The following is an 18,323-nucleotide window of genomic DNA, read 5'->3' on the forward strand; positions in this document are numbered from 1 at the left end:
GTCAGCGGCTCTCGAGGGCGAGCCGGCCACCGAGCGCGGCGAAGCTGACCGCGAACCCCTTGCGGAGGCGGTCGACCAGGCGCGGCCGCGCCAGCACCCGGTCGCGCACGGTCGCGGCGAAGACGCCGTAGGCCGCGAAGACGACGAACGTCATGGCCATGAACACCAGGCTCAGCCCCAGCATGTGCAGCACCGCGCCGTCGCTGCCGGCGGGCACGAACTGCGGCAGGAACGCGAAGAAGAAGATCGTCAGCTTGGGGTTGAGCAGGTTGAGGGTGATGCCCTCGCCCAGCACCCGCCGCCGGCTCGTCGGCGCCCGGTCGTCGTCCGCGCGCAGCGCGCCGGTGTCGCGCCAGGTGCTCCACGCCATCCAGAGCAGGTAGGCCACGCCGGCGTACTTCAGGACGGCGAAGGCGACGCCGCTCGCGTGCAGCAGGGCCGCCAGCCCGGTGACCGCCGCGACCAGGTGCGGCACGGTGCCCAGCGTGCAGGCGAAGGCGGCCAGCACGCTGGCGCGGGCGCCGCGGGTGAGCCCGGCGGCCAGCGTGTAGAGCGCCCCCGTGCCGGGCGTGGCCACGATGACGAACGAGGTGAGCAGGAACGCCGGCGTCATGGCCGGAGGCTACGCCTGACGGCGAGCGATGAGTCGGCGCCGTCCGCCGGGTCGGTACCGCCATGATCATCGTCGCCGGGCACCTCGTGGTGGACGCCGCCACCCGCGCCGACTACCTCCGGGACTGCGGGCAGGTCGTCACCCTCGCCCGCGCCGCCCCCGGCTGCCTCGACTTCGCCCTCGGGGCCGACCTCGTCGACCCGGACCGCGTCAACGTCTACGAGCGGTGGGCCTCGCGCGCCGACCTGGACGCCTTCCGCGGCTCGGGCCCGTCGCAGGAGCAGGCCGTGGCGCTCCGGGCGGTCGAGGTCGACGAGGTCGAGGTCCCGGATCAGTCGGGACACCGATAACGCCCCCTCGGGACACCGGGCCTGGCACCCTCCCGCCATGCCCGCTCCGCACCGCCGCCTCACCGGCCTCCTCGTGACCGCGCTCGTCGTCGCGGTCGCGCCGGCCGCGCACGCCGCTCCCGCCACCCACGCCGCCCCCGCCACCCCTGTCGCCGCCGCCCCGTCGTCCGTGGGCGCGGCGGCCCGGGTGGCCGACCCGCCGCAGCCCGCCCCGACCCGCGGCGTCGTCACCGGCCGCGCGGTCGACGCGCAGGGCGAGCCGGTCGCCGGCGCGCTGGTGGTGGGCGTGCGGTTCTCCGACCTCGAGCGGCCCGTCGACCAGTCCGAGGAGCGCATCGTCAGCGCTCGCACCCGCCGCGACGGCCGCTTCCGGCTGCCGCAGCTGCGCGAGCCCTACCTGGTGCGGTTCTGCGACCCCCACCCCGACACCGCGGAGTGCTCCGAGGAGCCCGCCGTCACGCGCTTCGCCCGCACCTACGTCGGGCCCGGCGGGACGTCGTACAGCTGGCTGCAGCAGACCGCCCGGTTCGCTCCCCGGCCGGCCGGCCGCTCGCTCGGCGAGGTGCGCCTGAGGGCGGCGGCCGTGCTGACCGGCACCTTCCGCGACGCGGAGTTCCGGCCCGTCGCCCTGGCGCGGCTCGACGGGTCGCGCGCCGCCACGGCCTTCCCCGACGAGCGGGGCCGCTACCGCTTCGAGGTGGCGCCCGGCCGCTACCGGGTCGTGGCCGACTACTACGCCTACACCGAGAACGACTCCCTCGTGCCCGGGCACCGCTCGCGGGTGCTGCGGCTGCGGGCCGGCCGCACCACGTCGCACTCCTTCGCCGCCAGGCCCGCCGGCACGGTCGGCGGCCGCGTGACCCACGACGGCGCGCCGGTGCCCTACCAGCCGCTGACGGTCCTCGCCGACGACGGCGAGATCGCCCTCGAGACCGGCACCGACGAGCGCGGCCGCTGGTCGGTGCGTGCCCTGCGGCCCGGCCGCTACACGGTCGCGATCGGGCACGGCACCAGCCCCTACGTGCCGCAGCGGCACGAGGTCACCGTCGTGCGCGACCGCCCGGCGCGGCTCGACCTCGCGGTCGACGGCGGCGGCTCGGTCACCGTCGGCGTCGCCGACCCGACCGGGGCGGGGTCCGACCTCGAGCTGCGCAACCGGCTCGGCCAGGTGGTGAACACCTTCAAGGGCGACACCTCCGAGGCCGACGGCGGCGCGGTGACGTTCCCAGGCGTCGCGCCCGGCCGCTACACGCTCGTCGCGCGCCGCATCGACGGCCCGCACGACCCCGAGCTGCGCTGGACCTCGCGCAGCATCACCGTCGCCGCCGGCGAGGACGTCGACCTCGGCGTCCTCACCCTCGACCGCGACCCCGTCGTCCTGCGCGGCACGGCACCGCCGGGCGCGCAGGTGCGGCTCACGCCGCTGCCGGCCGACCCGTGGCTGCGGGCCCGGCAGGTGCGCAGCGGCAGCGGCTACGGCACCACCACCGGCCTCACCACGAACGCGACCGCCCAGGGCCGCTTCACCATGGACGGCGTGGTCCCGGGCCGCTACGTCGTCACCACCAGCTCGGCCTACGTGCCGCTCAGCGACGGCTCGACGGTGAGCGGCGACTACGCCGCCACCACGAGCGTGCTGACGATCGGCGAGGGCGCCCCGCCGTCGCCCGTGCTCACCGCCCCGGTCGGGCGCGAGGTCGTGGCCCGGCTGCGCTGGGCCGGCACGGACCGCCCGCTCATCGCCCCGGTCGGCCTGTCGGTCACCGACGGCGGCGACCCGCTGTGGCTGGTCCCGACGGTCTCGGAGCGGCAGCGCCCCGGTGGTCCGGTGCGGGTCGGCCGGCTGCGGCCCGGCCCGGCCGTCGTCCGGCTGCTCGACGAGGACGTGCTCTACCGCCGCACCGAGAGCGTGGCCGATGCGTTCACGTCGTCCTCGGCGCTCGCCGAGCCCGGGACGCCGTACTGGTTCGCGCTGCCCGACGGCCCGATCCGCGTCCGGGTGACCCGCGAGCGCGTCACCGACCTCGGCCGGGTCGAGGTCATGCTGCGCGGCGGCCGAACCGTGCCAGCAGGTGCCACACGCGCTTGAGCGTCTGGGGGTCGTGGCGCCCCGACCGCGCGGCGTCGCCGACGGTCGCGGGCACCAGCACCTCGCCGAGCGAGCGCGCCAGCGCGAGCGGCTCGGGGCCGCGGTAGTCCTCGGGCAGGTCGGCCGTGGCCACCCGGAACCCGGGGTGCCACGCGACGGCGCAGCCGGTGGCGCGGGCGGCGTCCTCGACCGGACCGCCGCGGAAGCACGGGTCGAGGACGACGGCCTCGACGTCGCGCTCGAGGCGCACGCCGCCGTGCACGTGCGCCTCGACGTAGTGGTCGAGCAGGTCGTGGCCGCTCGCGTCGGCCAGCGCCGCCAACCCGGCGACCCCCTCGGCGTCACCGGGACCGACGACGCGCTCGGGCTGCAGGTAGGAGTCGGGGAAGCAGAACGTCGTCCGCTCCCCCACCTCGGGCCGCAGCCGCAGGTGGGCCGAGCCGAAGCGGGCGGCCGGGCCGTAGGGGTCGCCCCGGTCGAGGGCGCCGTAGACCGGCCGGTCGGCGGCCGGGCCGTCGTCGTAGCGGCCCTCGAACAGCCGGCTCTCCCAGCGCCACCGGTCGCCGCCGGGGTGCGCGGTGAGCCCGCCGTTCGACGTCCCGGTCTCGAACTGGGAGCGGTAGACGCCGTCGCGGGCGAGCGCGGCCAGCACCGTGCCGCCCCGGAAGGGCCAGTCGGGGTGCAGGTGCAGGCCGACCCTCACGGCACTCACGAGCCGAGCCGCGCCAGCTCCTCCTCGACCACCGAGGTGTCGAGCTTGGTGAAGACCGGCGTCGGCTTGGCCACGGGCGTGCCGGGCTCGATCGGCCGACGGCGCCAGGGCGGCGCCGAGCCGTAGTCGCCGGTGATGACGGGGTAGCCGGCGCCGCCCTCGAGGTCGTCGACGTCCTCGACGCGCGGCATCGGCGCGACGTCCCCCGCCCCGCCGAACGCCGCGTCGACGGCGTTGGCCGAGGACGGCAGGAACGGCGCGAGCACGAGGTTGAGGTCGGCCACGCACTGCGCGGCGACGTGCAGCACCGTGCCGAGGCGCGCGCGCTCGTCGTCCGCCTTCAGCGTCCAGGGGGCGGTGTCGGAGACGTACTTGTTGACCTCGCCGACGGCGCGCATCGCCTCGCCGATCGCCGCCTTCTGGCGGTGCCGGCCGATGAGGTCGCCGACGACGTCGAAGGCCTGCTCGGTGACGGCGAGCACGGCCTCGTCGGCCTCGGTGAGCGGACCGGCCGGCGGGATCTCGCCGAAGCCCTTGGCGATGAGGTTGGCCGTGCGGTTGACCAGGTTGCCCCAGCCGGCGACCAGCTCGTCGTTGGTGCGGCGCACGAACTCGGCCCAGGTGAAGTCGCTGTCCTGGCTCTCGGGGCCGGCGGCGGCCACGAAGTAGCGGAAGGCGTCGGGCTGGTAGCGGGCCACCATGTCGCGCACGTAGATGACCACGCGCTTGGACGAGGAGAACTTGCGGCCCTCCATCGTCAGGAACTCCGAGCTGACCACCTCGGTGGGCAGGTTGAGCACGCCCAGCTCGTGCTGGGTGCCGCCCTTGCTGCCCTGGCCGTTGTAGGCCAGCAGCTCGGCCGGCCAGATCTGGCTGTGGAAGGTGATGTTGTCCTTGCCCATGAAGTAGTACGACAGCGCCTCGGGGTCGTTCCACCACGCCCGCCAGGCCTCGGGGTCGCCGGTGCGGCGGGCCCACTCGATCGACGCCGAGAGGTAGCCGACGACGGCGTCGAACCACACGTAGAGCTTCTTGGTCGGGTTCTCGCGCCAGCCGTCGAGGGGCACCGCGATGCCCCAGTCGATGTCGCGCGTCATCGCCCGCGGCCGGATCTCCTTGAGGATGTTCTGGCTGAAGCGGATGACGTTCGGGCGCCACAGGCCGGTGGCCTCGCGCTCGTCGAGCCAGGCGCCGAGCGCCTCGGCCAGCGCCGGCAGGTCGAGGAAGAAGTGCTGGGTCTCGACGAACTCCGGCGTCTCGCCGTTGATGCGCGAGACCGGGTCGATCAGGTCGGCCGGGTCGAGCTGGTTGCCGCAGGTGTCGCACTGGTCGCCGCGCGCGCCCGCGGCGCCGCAGATCGGGCAGGTGCCCTCGATGTAGCGGTCGGGCAGCGTGCGGCCGGTCGAGGGCGAGATGGCGCCGTAGGTCGTCTGCTCGACGAAGTAGCCGTTCTCGTGGACGCCGGTGAACAGCTCTTGCACCACGGCGTGGTGGTTGCGCGCGGTGGTGCGGGTGTAGAGGTCGTAGCTGCAGCCGAGCGAGACGAGGTCGTCGACGATCAGGCGGTGATTGGTGTCGGCCAGCTGCTGCGGCGTCACGCCGGCCTCGTCGGCGGCGATCAGGATCGGGGTGCCGTGCTCGTCGGAGCCGGAGACCATGAGCACGTCGTGGCCGGCCATCCGCGAGTACCGGCTGAAGACGTCGGCGGGCAGGGCGAACCCGGCGACGTGGCCGATGTGCCGGGGGCCGTTGGCGTAGGGCCAGGCGGGGCAGGACAAGACGTGCGTCATGCCCCCAAGGCTAGGAGCCGGGGTGGCCGGTTCGCGACGCGGTTCCGACCGGGCCGTCGGGGGCTCCGGGCCACGGCCTCAGCGCAGCGGGCCGCCGCCGGGCTCGACGGCGTCCAGCACCTCGACGCGGTCGCCGACGCGGATCGTGGCGCCCGGGGTGTCGGGCACCAGGTTGACCCCGAACCAGGTGGCGCGGTCGAAGCGCCGGATGCGGGCCAGCGAGGCGATCGGCTCCCTCTCGCGCTCGGCGGTCTCGGGGTCGACGGTGGTCATCACGCAGCGGGCGCAGCCCTTGACCAGCCGGAAGGTCGCGCCGTCGGTGTCGTCGGTGTCGTCGGTGCCGCCGACGCGGATCGTGCGCCAGTCGTCCTCGGCCCACGCCTCGGCGCCGCCGACGACGAGGTTGGGGCGGAACCGGGTCATGGGCAGCGGGTCGCGGCCGTGGTCGGCGCCGGCGAGCACCTGGTCGTTCAGCGCCGCGAGGGAGCCCTCGTTGGTCAGCAGCAGGGGGTAGCCGTCGGCGAACGAGACGACGTCGGCGTCCTCGCCGTAGCCGGGGCCGGTCGGACGGCGCGCCGGGTCGTCGAGGTGCACCAGCCGCACCTCGCGGCCGAGCACGTCGGTGAGCCAGCGGTCGGCGTCCCCGCCCGCGGCCGCGGCCGTCAGGCGCGAGGAGAAGATCGCGACCGGCACCTGGTGGGCGGGGTCGGGCACGGCCACCTCGAGCGGGACGACGCCGGCGTCCGGGGCGGTGATGCGCAGGCCGGCGTCGGTGAGCTCGGGCACGAGCAGCAGCAGGCGGTTGACCTCGCGGGCGGTGACCGCGGTGCCCCCGCCGTCCACGAGCATCCAGCGGCGGTCGCCGGCCAGGCCCCACGGCTCGACGTCGGCGGCGTCGAGGCCCTCGCCGCGCATCGACTTGACCGGGTAGCGGTGCAGCGCGGTGACCTCCACGGGCCGCAGCGTAGGTGGTGCGCGGCGCTAGCGTCGGGACATGGCCACGCCCCCGCTCCTGGTCGCCGAGGACCTGCTGCTGCTCCTGCTGGACGACGAGCGCGGCACCCCACCGTCGGGGGTGCCCGTCGACACCGTGCTCGGCGGCGCCGTGCTGGTCGAGCTCGCCTCCGGCGGGCACGTGGCGGTCGCGGAGCAGACCTCGCGGTGGCGCGCCGCGAAGGTGCGCGCCACCGGGACGACGCCACCGCCGTCCGACCCGGTGCTGGCCGAGGCGCTGACCACGGTCGCGGCGAAGGAGCGGGAGGCCAGCGACCTCGTCGACCGCCTGGGCAAGGGGCTGCGCTCCCGCCTCGCTGACCGGCTCGTCGACCGGGGCGTGCTCGAGCGCGAGGACGAGAAGGTGCTCGGCCTGTTCTCGCGCACCCGGTGGCCGGCCGCCGACCGCGAGCACGAGGCGGCGGTGCGAGAGCGGTTGCAGGCGGTGCTGGTCGACGGGGCCGAGCCCGACGAGCGCACCGTGGCGATCGCCGCGCTGCTGCACGCCGTCTCGCGGGCCGAGAAGACGGTCGACCGCGGCGACGTGCCGGCGCGCGAGGTGCGCCGCCGCGCGAAGGACCTCGCCGAGGGCACGTGGGGCGCCGAGGCCGTCGGCGACGCCATCGCCGCGGTCACCCTGGCCACCACGACCGCCGTCCTCGCCGCGAGCACCGCGGCCGTCGCGGCCGGCGGCTCCAGCTGAGCCGGCGCTAGCGCGCGGCCTTCCACCGGGCGACCCGGGCGGTGGCGCGGCGGCGGACGTCGTCGAGGTGGGCGTACAGCTTCTCGCCGGGGCACGCCGTCCGGCTCGTGTCGCGGTGGCCGTCGACGGCGGGCAGCCGGACGACGCGCCCGGCCGCGTAGAGGTCGGAGCCCTCCGAGCGCACCCGCACGCGGCCCCGCGGGCTGAGCTGGTGGCGGTAGAGCTTCCACGCCGCGAGCCGGGCGAGCGCCTTGAGCACGTCGCGGCGGGGCGCGCGCTCCTCGAAGGTGCCGAGCACGGCGACGCCGGTGCTGGTGGAGTTGAAGCCGAGGGTGTGGGCGCCCTGCACCGCCTGCCAGGCGCCGCCGGCGCGACCGACCCAGGTGCGGCCGAACCGGTCGACGACGAAGTTGTAGCCGATGTCGGACCAGCCGAGGCTCTGGGTGTGGTAGCGGTAGATGGCGCGCAGCAGCCCCGGCACCTCGGCGCGCGTGTAGTCGTTGCCGTTCACCGTGTGGTGCACGTGCACCTGCCGGATCGTGCGGTTGTAGCGCGGCGCGCCGCTGCGCCAGCGCGGGTTCGCGCCCCAGTCGGCGCGGGTGCGCATCGCGGGCTTGCGCGACGCCGGCCCGCGGCGGGCGGTCGTCGGTCGCGCCGCGGTCGTCGCGCGGTCGGCGGCGGTCTGCTCGGGGGCGAGGACCACCAGGGTCAGGTCGCGCGGCGTCGGTCCGAGGACGTCGACCTGCACCGCCGCGGCGTCCGCGACCGGCAGCAGGTCGCTGCCGCGCACGGGGTCGACACGGGCCGCGCCGACGAGGTCGGACCCGGCGGCGTCCGGGCCGTCGGCGAGCAGGCCGGGCTCGCGCCACGGCGTCCAGTCGCCGGCCGCGTCGCGGGTGCGCAGCCGCAGGCCGTCGAGCCGGCCGCGCCAGGTGACGGCGAGCAGGACGGCGTCCGAGCCGGGCGTGGCGACGACGTCGCCGTCGGCGACCGGCGTGCGACCCGACCGCAGTCCCTCACCAGCCGCGGCCAGACGAGCGGTGCGCTCGGCGGGCGCGGCCTGGTCGGTGGGTGCCGCCAGGGCCGTCGGTGCCGCCGGGACGGCGACACCGGCCGCGGTCGTCACCAGCGCAGCGGCGACCAGCCCGACGCGCGTCACACGCACCCGAGCCGACTGACCTCCCCATGACGTCATCGTCTTCATCATGCGTCACAGCAGTCACACGGGCAACCGCCCTGGTCGGCGCTGGTCGGCGCTGGGCGTCGGACCCGCGCCGGACCGTTCCGTTCAATTGAACGGTCTGACCCGTTCAGACCCGTCCCGGCGGCCCAGAACCGTTCAATCGAACGATCCGGGCCACACGACAGCCCGCGGGCCGTCAGCCCGTCAGCCCGTCAGCCCGTCAGCTGAAGTCGAGGTCGCCGGTGCGGGTGCGCTTGAGCTCGTAGAAGTCCGGGAACGACGCGACGGCGAGGCAGCCGTCCCACAGCCGGCCGGCGTCGTCGCCGCGCGGGATGCTCGAGAGCACGGGGCCGAAGAACGCGGAGCCCTCGAAGGCGATGGTCGGGGTGCCGACGTCGTCGCCGACCTGGTCCATGCCCTCGTGGTGGCTCGTGGCGACGGCCTCGTCGAGCGAGGTGTCGTCCATGGCGTCGACGAGGTCGGCCTCGAGGCCGGCCTCGGCGAGCGCCTCGGCGACCAGCGCGCGGCCGGCGTCGTCCTGCTCGTGCAGCTTGCGGCCGTCGTTGTGGATGCGGGTGCCGAGCGCGGTGTAGAGCGGCAGGAGCACCTCGCGCCCGTGGCGCTGCTCGGCCGCGATGCACACGCGCACCGGGCCCCACGCCGGCTCGAGGATGGCGCGGTAGTCGTCGGAGATGTCCTTAGAGGAGTTCAGGTAGGCCAGGCTCATCACGTGCCAGGTGACGGAGACGTCGCGCACCTGCTCGACCTCGAGGATCCACCGCGAGGTGATCCAGGCGAACGGGCACAGCGGGTCGAACCAGAAGTCGGCATTGGCAGGCATGCCTCGATTGAAGCAGGGTCGCCCGGACGCCGCCCTCGCCCCTCGGGCGAGGGGCCGGTGGCTGCTCGGCTACTGCTTGACGACGACCTTGCGCACCTGCGAGCGGGCCTCGGCCACGCCGTCCCCGGAGTAGCCGATGCGCACCCAGCGGGTGCCGACGCCGAGACCCTCGAGCACGACGAGCGCGCGGCCGGCCTCGAGCGGACGCGTGACGCGGTGGTCGCCGACGCTGATAGTCACGGTGCCGGACGGCGCGCGCAGCCCTGGCGCCACGACCCGCACCCGCACCTCGGCGGCGCGCTTGCGGCCGCCGGCGTAGGTGCGCAGCCTCGTGGGCGTGGTGACGGTGCCGAAGTCGGCGGTGCGCACCAGCTGCTGCCAGCGCGGCCGCGTGACGACGACGTTCACGCTGATCGCGTGGCCGACGTCGTCCTGCGTGACGCGGTAGGTGGGTGCGTCGGTCCCGGGGATGGGGACGCCGTCGCGCCACCACGTGTAGGAGGCGCTCGCCCCGGCCGGGGTGAAGGCGCCGGAGAACGAGAGGGTCTCGCCCAGGCGCGGCGTGCCGGACGCCGTGAACGGCGTGGTCTCGGCGACCGCGCCCTCGACGACCGGGCCGACGCGGCCGGAGGCGCCGATGATCTTGCGGAACCCGTCGCGCCGCGAGACCTGCAGCAGCTGCACCCGCTTGCCCACGTCGGCGCCGGTGAGGGTGAGGGTGGGACCGCCGCGGTCCTTCTGCCACACGCCGCCGATCTTCCAGCGCCAGGCCACCGACTCGGGTGCCGGCGAGAACGTGCCCGGCACGGCGGTGAGGGTCTGGCCGCGGTGCAGCAGGCCGCTGACGGTGGGCGGCGCGACCCGGGCGAACTCGCCCGTGGTCACCGGCTCGGTCGGCAGCGACTCGCCGGTCGTGCCGGTGTGGCCGTCGCGGGTGGCGAGGTCGCGCACCCGGATCCGCTTGCCGCGGTCGGCGGCGGTCGGGGTGTAGGTGGCCGCGGTCGCGCCCTCGATGCGGGTCGCGCCGGCGAACCACTGGAAGGCGTGGTCGGCGGCCGGCTTGAACCGCGCCTGGTAGGCCCGCAGCGGGACGCCGACCTGCGGCGTCCCGGCGATCTTCGGCGCGGTGACGACCTCGATGACCGGCTTGACCGGCTTGTCGACGAAGTGGACGAAGCCGGTGGGCCAGCCGGGCCCGTCCTTGTAGATGCGGCGCCAGTGGAAGTCGCCGCTCCAGGAGTCCTCGGAGATCACGATCTCGGTCGCGCTGACGACCTGCTCGACGTAGGCGACGTGGCCGCTCGAGCCGGCGCCGACCACCCCGCGGTCCCACCACGCCACCGCACCCACGGCCGGCTTCTGGTCGGTGATGCGGCTCATCGCGTAGCCCCAGTTGTAGGCCATGCCGGAGCCGTCCCACGGCCGCTCGGTCGACATCCCGGCCTGGATCATCCGGTAGGCGACGTAGTTGGTGCAGTTGTGGCCGGCGTACATGCGCCAGTACATCTGCCCGCTGCGCGCGCCGTAGCCGGCGTCGCTGTAGCCCTTGTCCTTGCAGCCGGTGTAGCCGGTGCACAGGTAGACCGACGAGGCCTCCGCCGGGTCGGTGGACGACGGCGCCACGACCAGCGTGGCGGCGGCGAGCGCGGTGACGGTGCCGACGGCGAGGCCGCGGGCGGCTCGGCGGACGCGACCCGCACGCCGGGCGGGGGCCCCGGCGACGGCCGTCGAGGGCGGGTGGGAAGGGCTCGTGTGGGGAGACACGCGGACCACTGTCAAGCACATCCGTGGGGTTTCGCAACAATTTCCCCATAACTCACTTCAGCCACATCCGGTGCGATTTCGAATGACAGGCGTGTCGTTCACCGGACGGCGGCGCGCGGGGGCGTGCGGCGTCGCGGAGGGGCGTCCGCGCACCCGGTCGGACGACGTCGTCCGGCGGCGTGACGGCGCTCACTGGCCGATGGAGGTATCGGCACACCGGGGTGCCAGGATGAGTCGCATGCCCGGAACCAACCTCACGCGTGACGAGGCCACCGCCCGCGCCGCGCTGCTCGACGTCACCTCCTACGACGTCGCCCTCGACCTCACCACGGGACCCGAGACGTTCGGCTCGACCACCACGCTCGTCTTCACCTGTCGCGAGCCCGGCGCGTCGACCTTCGCCGACCTCGTGGGCGCGCAGGTGCACGAGATCACGCTGAACGGCGAGCGGCTCGACCCCGCGAGCTACGCCGACTCCCGCATCCCGCTGCCCGGGCTGGCCGCCGAGAACGTGCTCGTCGTGCGCGCCGCGTGCCCCTACTCCAACAGCGGCGAGGGACTGCACCGCTTCGTCGACCCGGTCGACGACCGCGTCTACCTCTACTCCCAGTTCGAGGTGCCCGACGCCCGCCGCGTCTTCACCACCTTCGAGCAGCCCGACCTCAAGGGCGTCTTCACCTTCCACGTCACCGCGCCGGAGCACTGGGTCGTCGTCTCGAACGCGCCCACGCCCGAGCCGACCCGCGGCGAGGACGGCGCGGCCACCTGGCACTTCCCCACGACCAAGCCGATGTCGACCTACGTCACCGCGGTCGTCGCCGGCGAGTACCACGGCGTCTTCGACACCTACGAGGGCCCGTTCGGCGAGATCCCGCTGGGCCACTACTGCCGCCAGTCGCTGGTGGAGCACCTCGACCGCGACGAGCTGGTGAAGATCACCAAGCAGAGCTTCGCGTTCTTCGAGGAGCAGTTCGCGATGGCCTACCCGTTCGAGAAGTACGACCAGCTCTACGTGCCGGAGTACAACATGGGCGCGATGGAGAACGCCGGGTGCGTGACCCTGCGCGACGAGTACCTCCCCCGCAGCCGCCAGCCCCGCTCGTTCTACGAGTTCCGTTGCTCGGTGATCACCCACGAGATGGCGCACATGTGGTTCGGCGACCTCGTGACCATGAAGTGGTGGGACGACCTCTGGCTCAACGAGTCGTTCGCCGAGTGGGCCTGCTACTGGTGCGAGGCCGAGGCCACCGAGTTCACCGACGCCTGGACCGGCTTCGCCAACGCCCGCAAGCAGACCGGCTACCGCGCCGACCAGCTGCCGAGCACCCACCCCATCGCGGCCGACAACCACGACCTCGAGGCCGTCGAGGTCAACTTCGACATGATCACCTACGCCAAGGGCGCCTCGGTGCTCAAGCAGCTGGTGGCGTGGGTGGGCCTCGAGCCGTTCGTCGCCGGCCTGCGGCAGTACTTCGCCGACCACGCCTACGGCAACACCACCTTCGACGACCTGCTGGTCGCCCTCGAACGCTCCTCGGGCCGCGAGCTCGGCTCGTGGGCCACCGAGTGGCTGCAGACCGCCGGCGTCAACACGCTGACGCCCGACTTCGAGCTGGACGACGACGGCACCTACCGCCGCCTCGCGGTGCGCCAGACCGCCCACCCCGACCACCCGACGCTGCGCCGTCACCGGCTCGGCATCGGCCTCTACGACTGGGTGACCGACGAGCAGGGCGTCGACGCGCTGGTGCGCCGCGACTACCTCGAGGTCGACGTCGAGGGCGAGACGACCGACGTCAAGGAGGCCGTCGGCCAGCAGCAGCCCGACCTGCTGCTGCTCAACGACCAGGACCTCGCCTACGCCAAGATCCGCCTCGACGAGCGCTCGCTCGCCACGGTCGTCGGCGGCCTGTCGGGCCTGCAGGACTCGCTCGCGCGGGCGCTCGTGTGGGGTGCCGCGTGGGACATGTGCCGTGACGCCGAGATGAGCGCCACCGACTACGTCACCCTCGTGCTGGCCAACATCGGCGACGAGACCGACGCGTGGGGCGTGACCCGCATCCCGGCCTACGCCGCGCAGGCCGTCGGCTCCTACTCCGACCCCGCCCACCGCGCCGAGCTGCGCCACCGCTGGGAGCGCGGGCTGCGCGACCTCCTGGAGGCCGCCGAGCCCGGCAGCGACCAGCAGTTGACGTTTGTGCGCTCCTACGCCGCGACCGCGCGCAGCGACGAGGCGCTGGCCGACCTCGAGGGGCTGCTCGACGGCTCGCTCGTCGTCGACGGCCTCGACGTCGACACCGACCTGCGGTGGGTGCTGGTCACCGGCCTGGCCGCCCGCGGCCGCGCCGACCACGCGCGCATCGACGCCGAGCTGGAGCGCGACCAGACCATCTCGGGCCAGGAGCACGCCGCCGCGGCCCGCGCCGCCATGCCCGACCCCGAGGCCAAGGAGACCGCCTGGCGGCTCGCGGTCGAGGAGGCCTCGACCCCCAACGAGACCGCGCGCAGCATCGTGACCTCGTTCATGGTGCCGGGCCAGGACGACGTCCTCGAGCCGTTCGTGCAGCGCTACCTCGACGCCGTCCCCGTCACCTGGGACCGCATCGGCGCGCACCGCGGCGCCGTCGCCCTCGAGCACCTGTTCCCCAAGGCCCTGGCCTCGCAGGCGCTGCTCGACCGGGTCGACGAGTTCCTCGCCACCGCCGAGGCCAACCCCGGCGCCCTGCGCTACGTGCGCGAGGGCCGCGCCGAGGTGGCGCGCGCGCTGGCCGCGCAGCAGCGCGACCGCCTCGGCACCGGCGCCTGACACTGCCCCGCCCTCGCGCGGCGAGCCCCGGCTTGCCGCGGGGGCGCGACGAAACTCCCGGTTCTGCGACGAAGGTTCGTGGCAGAACCGGCAGTTTCACCACTTACGTGGTGAAACTGCCCAGCCGAGGGTCAGGCGGGCTTGCCGGCGTGCAGGGTGCGCTGGGGGCGGGCGTGCTCGCCGAGCTGGAGGATGCCGGCCCGCAGTCCGCCGACGAGGTCGTCGTCGCGGAAGTGGCTGGTCATGGTGGCGACCGCGAGCTGGGTCTGCCGGTCGGAGAGCGTGCGGCGCACGTGGGGGCCGGTGACGACCTCGACGAGGCGCTCCTCGGGGTCGAGCATGATCAGCACGCTGCGCTCGGGAGCGGTCAGCGAGGCGTGGAGGCTGGTGGCGAACTCGCGGGCGTCGCCGCGTGAGCGGCCGACGAACAGCGAGAACTCCGCGCGGGAGGTCTGCTCGGCCGTGCGCATGGCGGCGTCGAGCCGGGCCCGCTCGGCGCTGGTGAACGGGCGGGGCTGGCTACCAGCGGCCACCGGCACCACCCGTGGTGTCGAGCTCGGCGTCGGCCGGGGCTCCGTGGTCGGGGGCGTCGAGCTCGCCGGCGGTGCGGCGGGGTCCGCCGAGCCACTGGTCCTCGCCCTGCGGCCCGCCCGGGGCGACCCGCTCGCCGCGCACCATGGCCGGCACGTAGACGAACGCGGCGATGACGAGGGCGAGCACCACCGGCACGACCACCAGGACGCCGATGACGAACCACGGGTCGACGGGGTCGCTCTGCGGCCAGCCCTCGGGCACGTCGGCGGACGCCGGCACGGCGCTCAGCGCGAGCGCCCCGGCGACCGCCGCGACGAGGGTCGTGGCGCGGCGGGCGGTGGGGTTGGTCACGCGCGCTCTCACGGAGCCGAGTCTATCGCCGTCGCCGGGTCGAGAGGACGGCGGCGTACCTGTTATGCATGCACGCATGCCCGACCCCACGACCCTGCTCTCCGTGGTGACGCCCGTCCTCGCCGCGAACCCGTGCGCCGACGACGAGGCGGTCTGCAACACCACCTTCGACTGGACCGGCAACAACACGCTGGCCCGCTACTCCGACGTCCTGATCGGCAAGCCGCTGGCGGTCCTCGGGCTGTTCGCGCTGGCGATGGTCATCCGATGGGTGCTGCACAAGCTGATCGCCCGCGTGGTCAAGCGCGCCAGCCACGGCGTGCTGCCCGACCGGGTCAATCTCGTCGCCACCCAGCGCCGGGCCCAGCGCGCCGAGGCCATGGGCAGCCTGCTGCGCTCGATCATCACCGGCCTGCTGATCGCCGTGTTCGGCACCATGATGCTGAGCGAGGTCGGCGTCGACATCGCCCCGATCATCGCCAGCGCCGGCATCGTCGGCATCGCGCTCGGCTTCGGCGCCCAGTCGCTGGTCAAGGACTTCCTCTCCGGCGTGTTCATGATCATCGAGGACCAGTACGGCGTGGGCGACGTCGTCGACCTCGGCGAGGCGATCGGCACCGTCGAGGCGGTCACGCTGCGCATGACGCGGCTGCGCGACGTCAACGGCACGGTCTGGTACGTGCCCAACGGCCAGGTGGTGCGGGTGGGCAACCAGAGCCAGAACTGGGCGCGCACCGTGCTCGACGTCAGCGTGGCCTACCACGAGGACCTCGCCCGGGTGCGTCGCGTGCTCGGCGAGGTCGCCCACGACCTGTGGGAGGACGAGGACTTCAAGGGCCAGATCATCGAGGAGCCCTCGGTGTGGGGCGTGGAGAACCTCGGCATCGACGGCATCACGGTGCGCGTGGTGCTCAAGACCACGCCGGGCGAGCAGTGGGCCGTCGCCCGCGAGATGCGCCAGCGCATCAAGGGCCGCTTCGACCACGAGGGCATCGAGATGCCCTTCCCGCAGCGCGTGGTCTGGACCCGCAGCGAGCAGGCGCACGGCGCGCACGAGGACGCCGCCTCCTCCTGACCGGTCCTGGCCGGCTAGCCCCGCCAGCGCAGCCGGTGGCCGCGGCCGGTGCCGACCGGGGTCACGACGGCTACCTCGGCGACGTGCTCGGACGGCGCGCCGTCGCCTCGCCGCAGCGGCCACGTGCCGTCGGGGTCGGCGTCCTCGACCCACGCGCCGTCGGCGCCGCGCACGCGGAAGCCGGTCGCGTGCGGGTGGGGCGTGCCGAACCGCAGCCGGGGCCGGTCGACGGTGCCCGTGACGCCGACCGTGACGTCGTCGAGCCGCGGGTGGGTGTGTCGGGTGCCGCGGCGCAGCACGTCGGCGCGCGGCACCGAGACGCCCTGGAACGACAGCGCGAAGCCGGCCCCGTCGCCGTCCACGACGCCGGTGCCGGTGGTGAGCACGGTCGCGACGTAGGTCGCCCAGAACGCCTGGGCGGCGTCGTCGAGCGGCCGCACCTGGCACGACATCGTCGCCGGCCGGCCCTCACGGTGCCGCGCCACCAGCTGCGGGACGCCGAGCGGCGCGCCGTCCTCGTCGACCCAGAACGCGCCGTTCTGGCCGTCGAGCAGCACCCACGCCCCGAGGTCGTCGAGCCACGCCTCCGAGACGACGTGGCCGCGCCCGAGGCCGACGTGGTGCGGCGCCTGCAGCAGCTGCACCCGGCGGGCCGGGACGCCGACGGCGTTGAGCACCTGGCTGAGCACGATGCTGTACTCGACGCACGCGAAGCGCTCGCCCTCGGCGACCCGGTCGAGCACCTCGAGCGCGTCGGGCGAGTCGACGTGGTCGTTGGCGTGGTCCCACGAGCGCGCCACCCAGCGGAGCAGCGCCACCGCCGTCGCCCACGGGTGGCCGGGCTCGACGAGGTCGCCCGGCACCCGGGCCCGCAGCGCCGGCTCGCGCTCGGCTGCGATGCGGTCGAGGACGACGGGCTGCTGCGGCGGCGGGTCGGGCCAGTCCAGCAGCTCGACCTCGGGCGGCGCCGGACGCATCCGCGCCACCAGCGGGGCCCAGCGGTCGTCGTCCGCGAACGCCTCGGGCAGGTCGGGGGCGAGCAGGTCGGGCTGGGTGAAGCCGAGGTCGACCGCCTCCTCGAGCAACGGCCAGGCGCGGTCGTCGCCGGTGCGGCGGGCGGCCAGCGCCGCGAGCGGCGCCCACAGGTGCGGCCACTGGCGCGGGTCGTCGCGACGCAGCCGGTCGGCGAGGGCGAGCAGCCCGGCGTCGTCCTCGGCGCGGGCGAGCCGCTCGGCCTCCAGGCGCAGCTCGGCGAGGGGGCGCGGGGTGGGGGTGGTGCCGTACGGCGTGGGCTCGGCGCTCACCCGCCGGAGTCTCGCACGGGCGCCTCGGCACAATGGGGGCGTGACGCAGGAGGCGACGTTCTACGACGAGATCGGCGGGTTCGAGACCATGCGTCGCATCGTGCACCGCTTCTACGAGGGGGTCGCGACCGACGAGGTGCTGCGGCCGCTCTACCCCGAGGACGACCTCGGGCCCGCCGAGGAGCGCTTCCTGCTGTTCCTGGTGCAGTACTGGGGCGGGCCGACGACCTACTCCGACACCCGTGGGCACCCGCGGCTGCGGATGCGGCACGCGCCGTTCCGGGTGAACCCCGAGGCCAAGGAGCGCTGGCTGGTGCACTTCCGCGCCGGGCTCGACGACGCCGACCTGACACCCGAGCAGGACGCGCGGTTCTGGGACTACGTCACCCACGCCGCCCAGTTCATGGTCAACACCCTCGACTGAGGCCCGCCGAGGTGACCGCGCCGTGCTGATCTGGGTCAACGGGCCGTTCGGGGTCGGCAAGACCGCCGTGGCGCACGAGCTGGCCCGCCGCCTGGACGTCGAGCGGACGGGTCGCGCGGTGGTCTGCGACCCCGAGCACGTCGGCTTCGGGCTGCACCGCATGATGCCGCCGGCGCTGCGCGGTGACTTCCAGGACCTGCCGGCGTGGCGCTCGGGCGTCGTCGAGGTGCTCGACCTCGTGCTGCGCGAGCAGACCGGGCCGGTCGTCGTCCCGATGACGGTGCTCGACCCCGCCTACCTCGACGAGCTCGTGGGCGGGCTGCGCCGGCGTGGGCACCGCGTCGCCCACGTCTCGCTGCTCGCCCAGCGCGAGACCGTCGTCCGCCGGCTGCGCGGTCGCGGCCTGCCGGGGCTGCGGCGGGAGGGCTTCGCGCTAGCGCAGCTCGACCGCGCCCTCGACGTACTCGCCACGCGGCCCTTCGCCACCCAGGTGCGCACCGACGGGCTCGGCGTGTCCGCCGTGGCCGACGAAGTGGCCCGGGTCGGCAGGCTCGGCATGCGCCCCGACACCGACGGGCCCGCCCGCGCCTGGCTGCGGCGCACCGCCGTGAGCCTGCGCCACGTGCGCCTCGACTGACCACCCCTGCGTAGTCATTCCGGGCCTGTCGGCGTCCGCGCCGCCGGGTCTAGCGTCGCGGCGCCGTCGCCACCGGCGGCTCCCCCACGAGAGAGGTGCCGACCATGGCCTCCACCCCACGACCCACCCGATCCAACCGACGACCCACCCGACG

17 protein-coding genes are annotated in these 18,323 nt (G+C 74.7%); 7 read left to right on the forward strand and 10 right to left on the reverse strand.

What is annotated here, in order from left to right:
* Position 1 precedes the first annotated feature (1 nt).
* Positions 2 to 613: a LysE family translocator gene (locus ABEA04_RS19060; protein WP_345462460.1), complete on the reverse strand. Its 612-nt coding sequence runs from the start codon at positions 611 to 613 to the stop codon at positions 2 to 4.
* Between the two features lie 62 nt (positions 614 to 675).
* Between ABEA04_RS19060 and ABEA04_RS19065 the strand changes: the two genes are divergently transcribed.
* Together ABEA04_RS19065 and ABEA04_RS19070 are read left to right on the forward strand one after the other, a co-directional pair.
* Positions 676 to 963: a putative quinol monooxygenase gene (locus tag ABEA04_RS19065; RefSeq protein ID WP_345462463.1), complete on the forward strand. Its 288-nt coding sequence runs from the start codon at positions 676 to 678 to the stop codon at positions 961 to 963.
* A 37-nt stretch (positions 964 to 1,000) separates the two neighbouring features.
* The gene (locus ABEA04_RS19070) at positions 1,001 to 3,052 is read left to right on the forward strand and encodes a carboxypeptidase regulatory-like domain-containing protein (protein WP_345462466.1); all 2,052 of its coding nucleotides are present in this window, start codon (positions 1,001 to 1,003) and stop codon (positions 3,050 to 3,052) included.
* Here the strand turns inward: ABEA04_RS19070 and ABEA04_RS19075 are convergent.
* From ABEA04_RS19075 to ABEA04_RS19085, 3 genes are all read right to left on the reverse strand, one after another.
* Positions 3,003 to 3,764 (reverse strand): DUF3626 domain-containing protein, encoded by a 762-nt coding sequence (locus ABEA04_RS19075; RefSeq protein ID WP_345462469.1) that lies wholly within the window; start codon positions 3,762 to 3,764, stop codon positions 3,003 to 3,005. The genes ABEA04_RS19070 and ABEA04_RS19075 overlap by 50 nt on opposite strands.
* Complete coding sequence (metG, locus tag ABEA04_RS19080) at positions 3,761 to 5,554, reverse strand: methionine--tRNA ligase (protein WP_345462472.1); 1,794 nt, start codon at positions 5,552 to 5,554, stop codon at positions 3,761 to 3,763. The genes ABEA04_RS19075 and metG overlap by 4 nt, the downstream gene beginning before the upstream one ends.
* 78 nt (positions 5,555 to 5,632) lie before the next feature.
* A complete protein-coding gene (locus ABEA04_RS19085; protein WP_345462475.1) occupies positions 5,633 to 6,508 on the reverse strand; it encodes an MOSC domain-containing protein in 876 nt (291 codons plus the stop codon).
* 40 nt (positions 6,509 to 6,548) lie between these two features.
* Here ABEA04_RS19085 and ABEA04_RS19090 point away from each other — a divergent pair, with 40 nt between their 5' ends.
* On the forward strand, positions 6,549 to 7,250 hold the full coding sequence (locus tag ABEA04_RS19090; RefSeq protein WP_345462478.1) for a GOLPH3/VPS74 family protein: 702 nt from the start codon (positions 6,549 to 6,551) through the stop codon (positions 7,248 to 7,250).
* Positions 7,251 to 7,257: 7 nt separating this feature from the next.
* Here ABEA04_RS19090 and ABEA04_RS19095 read toward each other — a convergent pair whose 3' ends face one another.
* From ABEA04_RS19095 to ABEA04_RS19105, 3 genes are all read right to left on the reverse strand, one after another.
* Positions 7,258 to 8,415, reverse strand: coding sequence for a peptidoglycan recognition protein family protein (locus ABEA04_RS19095; RefSeq protein WP_345462480.1), 1,158 nt, complete (start codon positions 8,413 to 8,415; stop codon positions 7,258 to 7,260).
* Positions 8,416 to 8,653: 238 nt separating this feature from the next.
* Complete coding sequence (locus ABEA04_RS19100) at positions 8,654 to 9,274, reverse strand: DsbA family protein (RefSeq protein ID WP_345462483.1); 621 nt, start codon at positions 9,272 to 9,274, stop codon at positions 8,654 to 8,656.
* Between the two features lie 69 nt (positions 9,275 to 9,343).
* Positions 9,344 to 11,038, reverse strand: a complete 1,695-nt coding sequence (locus ABEA04_RS19105; protein ID WP_345462486.1) for a CHAP domain-containing protein — start codon at positions 11,036 to 11,038, stop codon at positions 9,344 to 9,346.
* 238 nt (positions 11,039 to 11,276) lie between these two features.
* On the opposite strand from ABEA04_RS19105, the gene pepN reads away from it, so the two are divergent.
* Entirely contained in the window at positions 11,277 to 13,844 is a 2,568-nt protein-coding gene (pepN, locus tag ABEA04_RS19110) for an aminopeptidase N (RefSeq protein WP_345462489.1), read from the forward strand.
* A gap of 131 nt (positions 13,845 to 13,975) precedes the next feature.
* Here pepN and ABEA04_RS19115 read toward each other — a convergent pair whose 3' ends face one another.
* Positions 13,976 to 14,377: a DUF5130 family protein gene (locus ABEA04_RS19115; RefSeq protein ID WP_345462492.1), complete on the reverse strand. Its 402-nt coding sequence runs from the start codon at positions 14,375 to 14,377 to the stop codon at positions 13,976 to 13,978.
* Positions 14,364 to 14,741 carry a hypothetical protein gene (locus ABEA04_RS19120; protein WP_345462495.1) on the reverse strand — a complete coding sequence of 126 codons (378 nt, stop codon included), beginning with the start codon at positions 14,739 to 14,741 and terminating at the stop codon, positions 14,364 to 14,366. The genes ABEA04_RS19115 and ABEA04_RS19120 overlap by 14 nt, the downstream gene beginning before the upstream one ends.
* Before the next feature lie 64 nt (positions 14,742 to 14,805).
* Between ABEA04_RS19120 and ABEA04_RS19125 the strand changes: the two genes are divergently transcribed.
* Positions 14,806 to 15,804, forward strand: a complete 999-nt coding sequence (locus ABEA04_RS19125) for a mechanosensitive ion channel family protein (RefSeq protein WP_345462499.1) — start codon at positions 14,806 to 14,808, stop codon at positions 15,802 to 15,804.
* Between the two features lie 14 nt (positions 15,805 to 15,818).
* On the opposite strand, the gene ABEA04_RS19130 is transcribed toward ABEA04_RS19125, so the two are convergent.
* Positions 15,819 to 17,108: a transglutaminase domain-containing protein gene (locus ABEA04_RS19130; protein ID WP_345462502.1), complete on the reverse strand. Its 1,290-nt coding sequence runs from the start codon at positions 17,106 to 17,108 to the stop codon at positions 15,819 to 15,821.
* Positions 17,109 to 17,148: 40 nt separating this feature from the next.
* Here ABEA04_RS19130 and ABEA04_RS19135 point away from each other — a divergent pair, with 40 nt between their 5' ends.
* Both ABEA04_RS19135 and ABEA04_RS19140 read left to right on the forward strand, forming a co-directional pair.
* Positions 17,149 to 17,532 carry a globin gene (locus ABEA04_RS19135; RefSeq protein WP_345462505.1) on the forward strand — a complete coding sequence of 128 codons (384 nt, stop codon included), beginning with the start codon at positions 17,149 to 17,151 and terminating at the stop codon, positions 17,530 to 17,532.
* A gap of 22 nt (positions 17,533 to 17,554) precedes the next feature.
* Positions 17,555 to 18,169, forward strand: coding sequence for an AAA family ATPase (locus ABEA04_RS19140; protein WP_345462508.1), 615 nt, complete (start codon positions 17,555 to 17,557; stop codon positions 18,167 to 18,169).
* Positions 18,170 to 18,323: the final 154 nt, after the last annotated feature.

The sequence above is a fragment of the Nocardioides marinquilinus genome, from assembly GCF_039543705.1.
Classification (GTDB): Bacteria; Actinomycetota; Actinomycetes; order Propionibacteriales; family Nocardioidaceae; genus Nocardioides; species Nocardioides marinquilinus.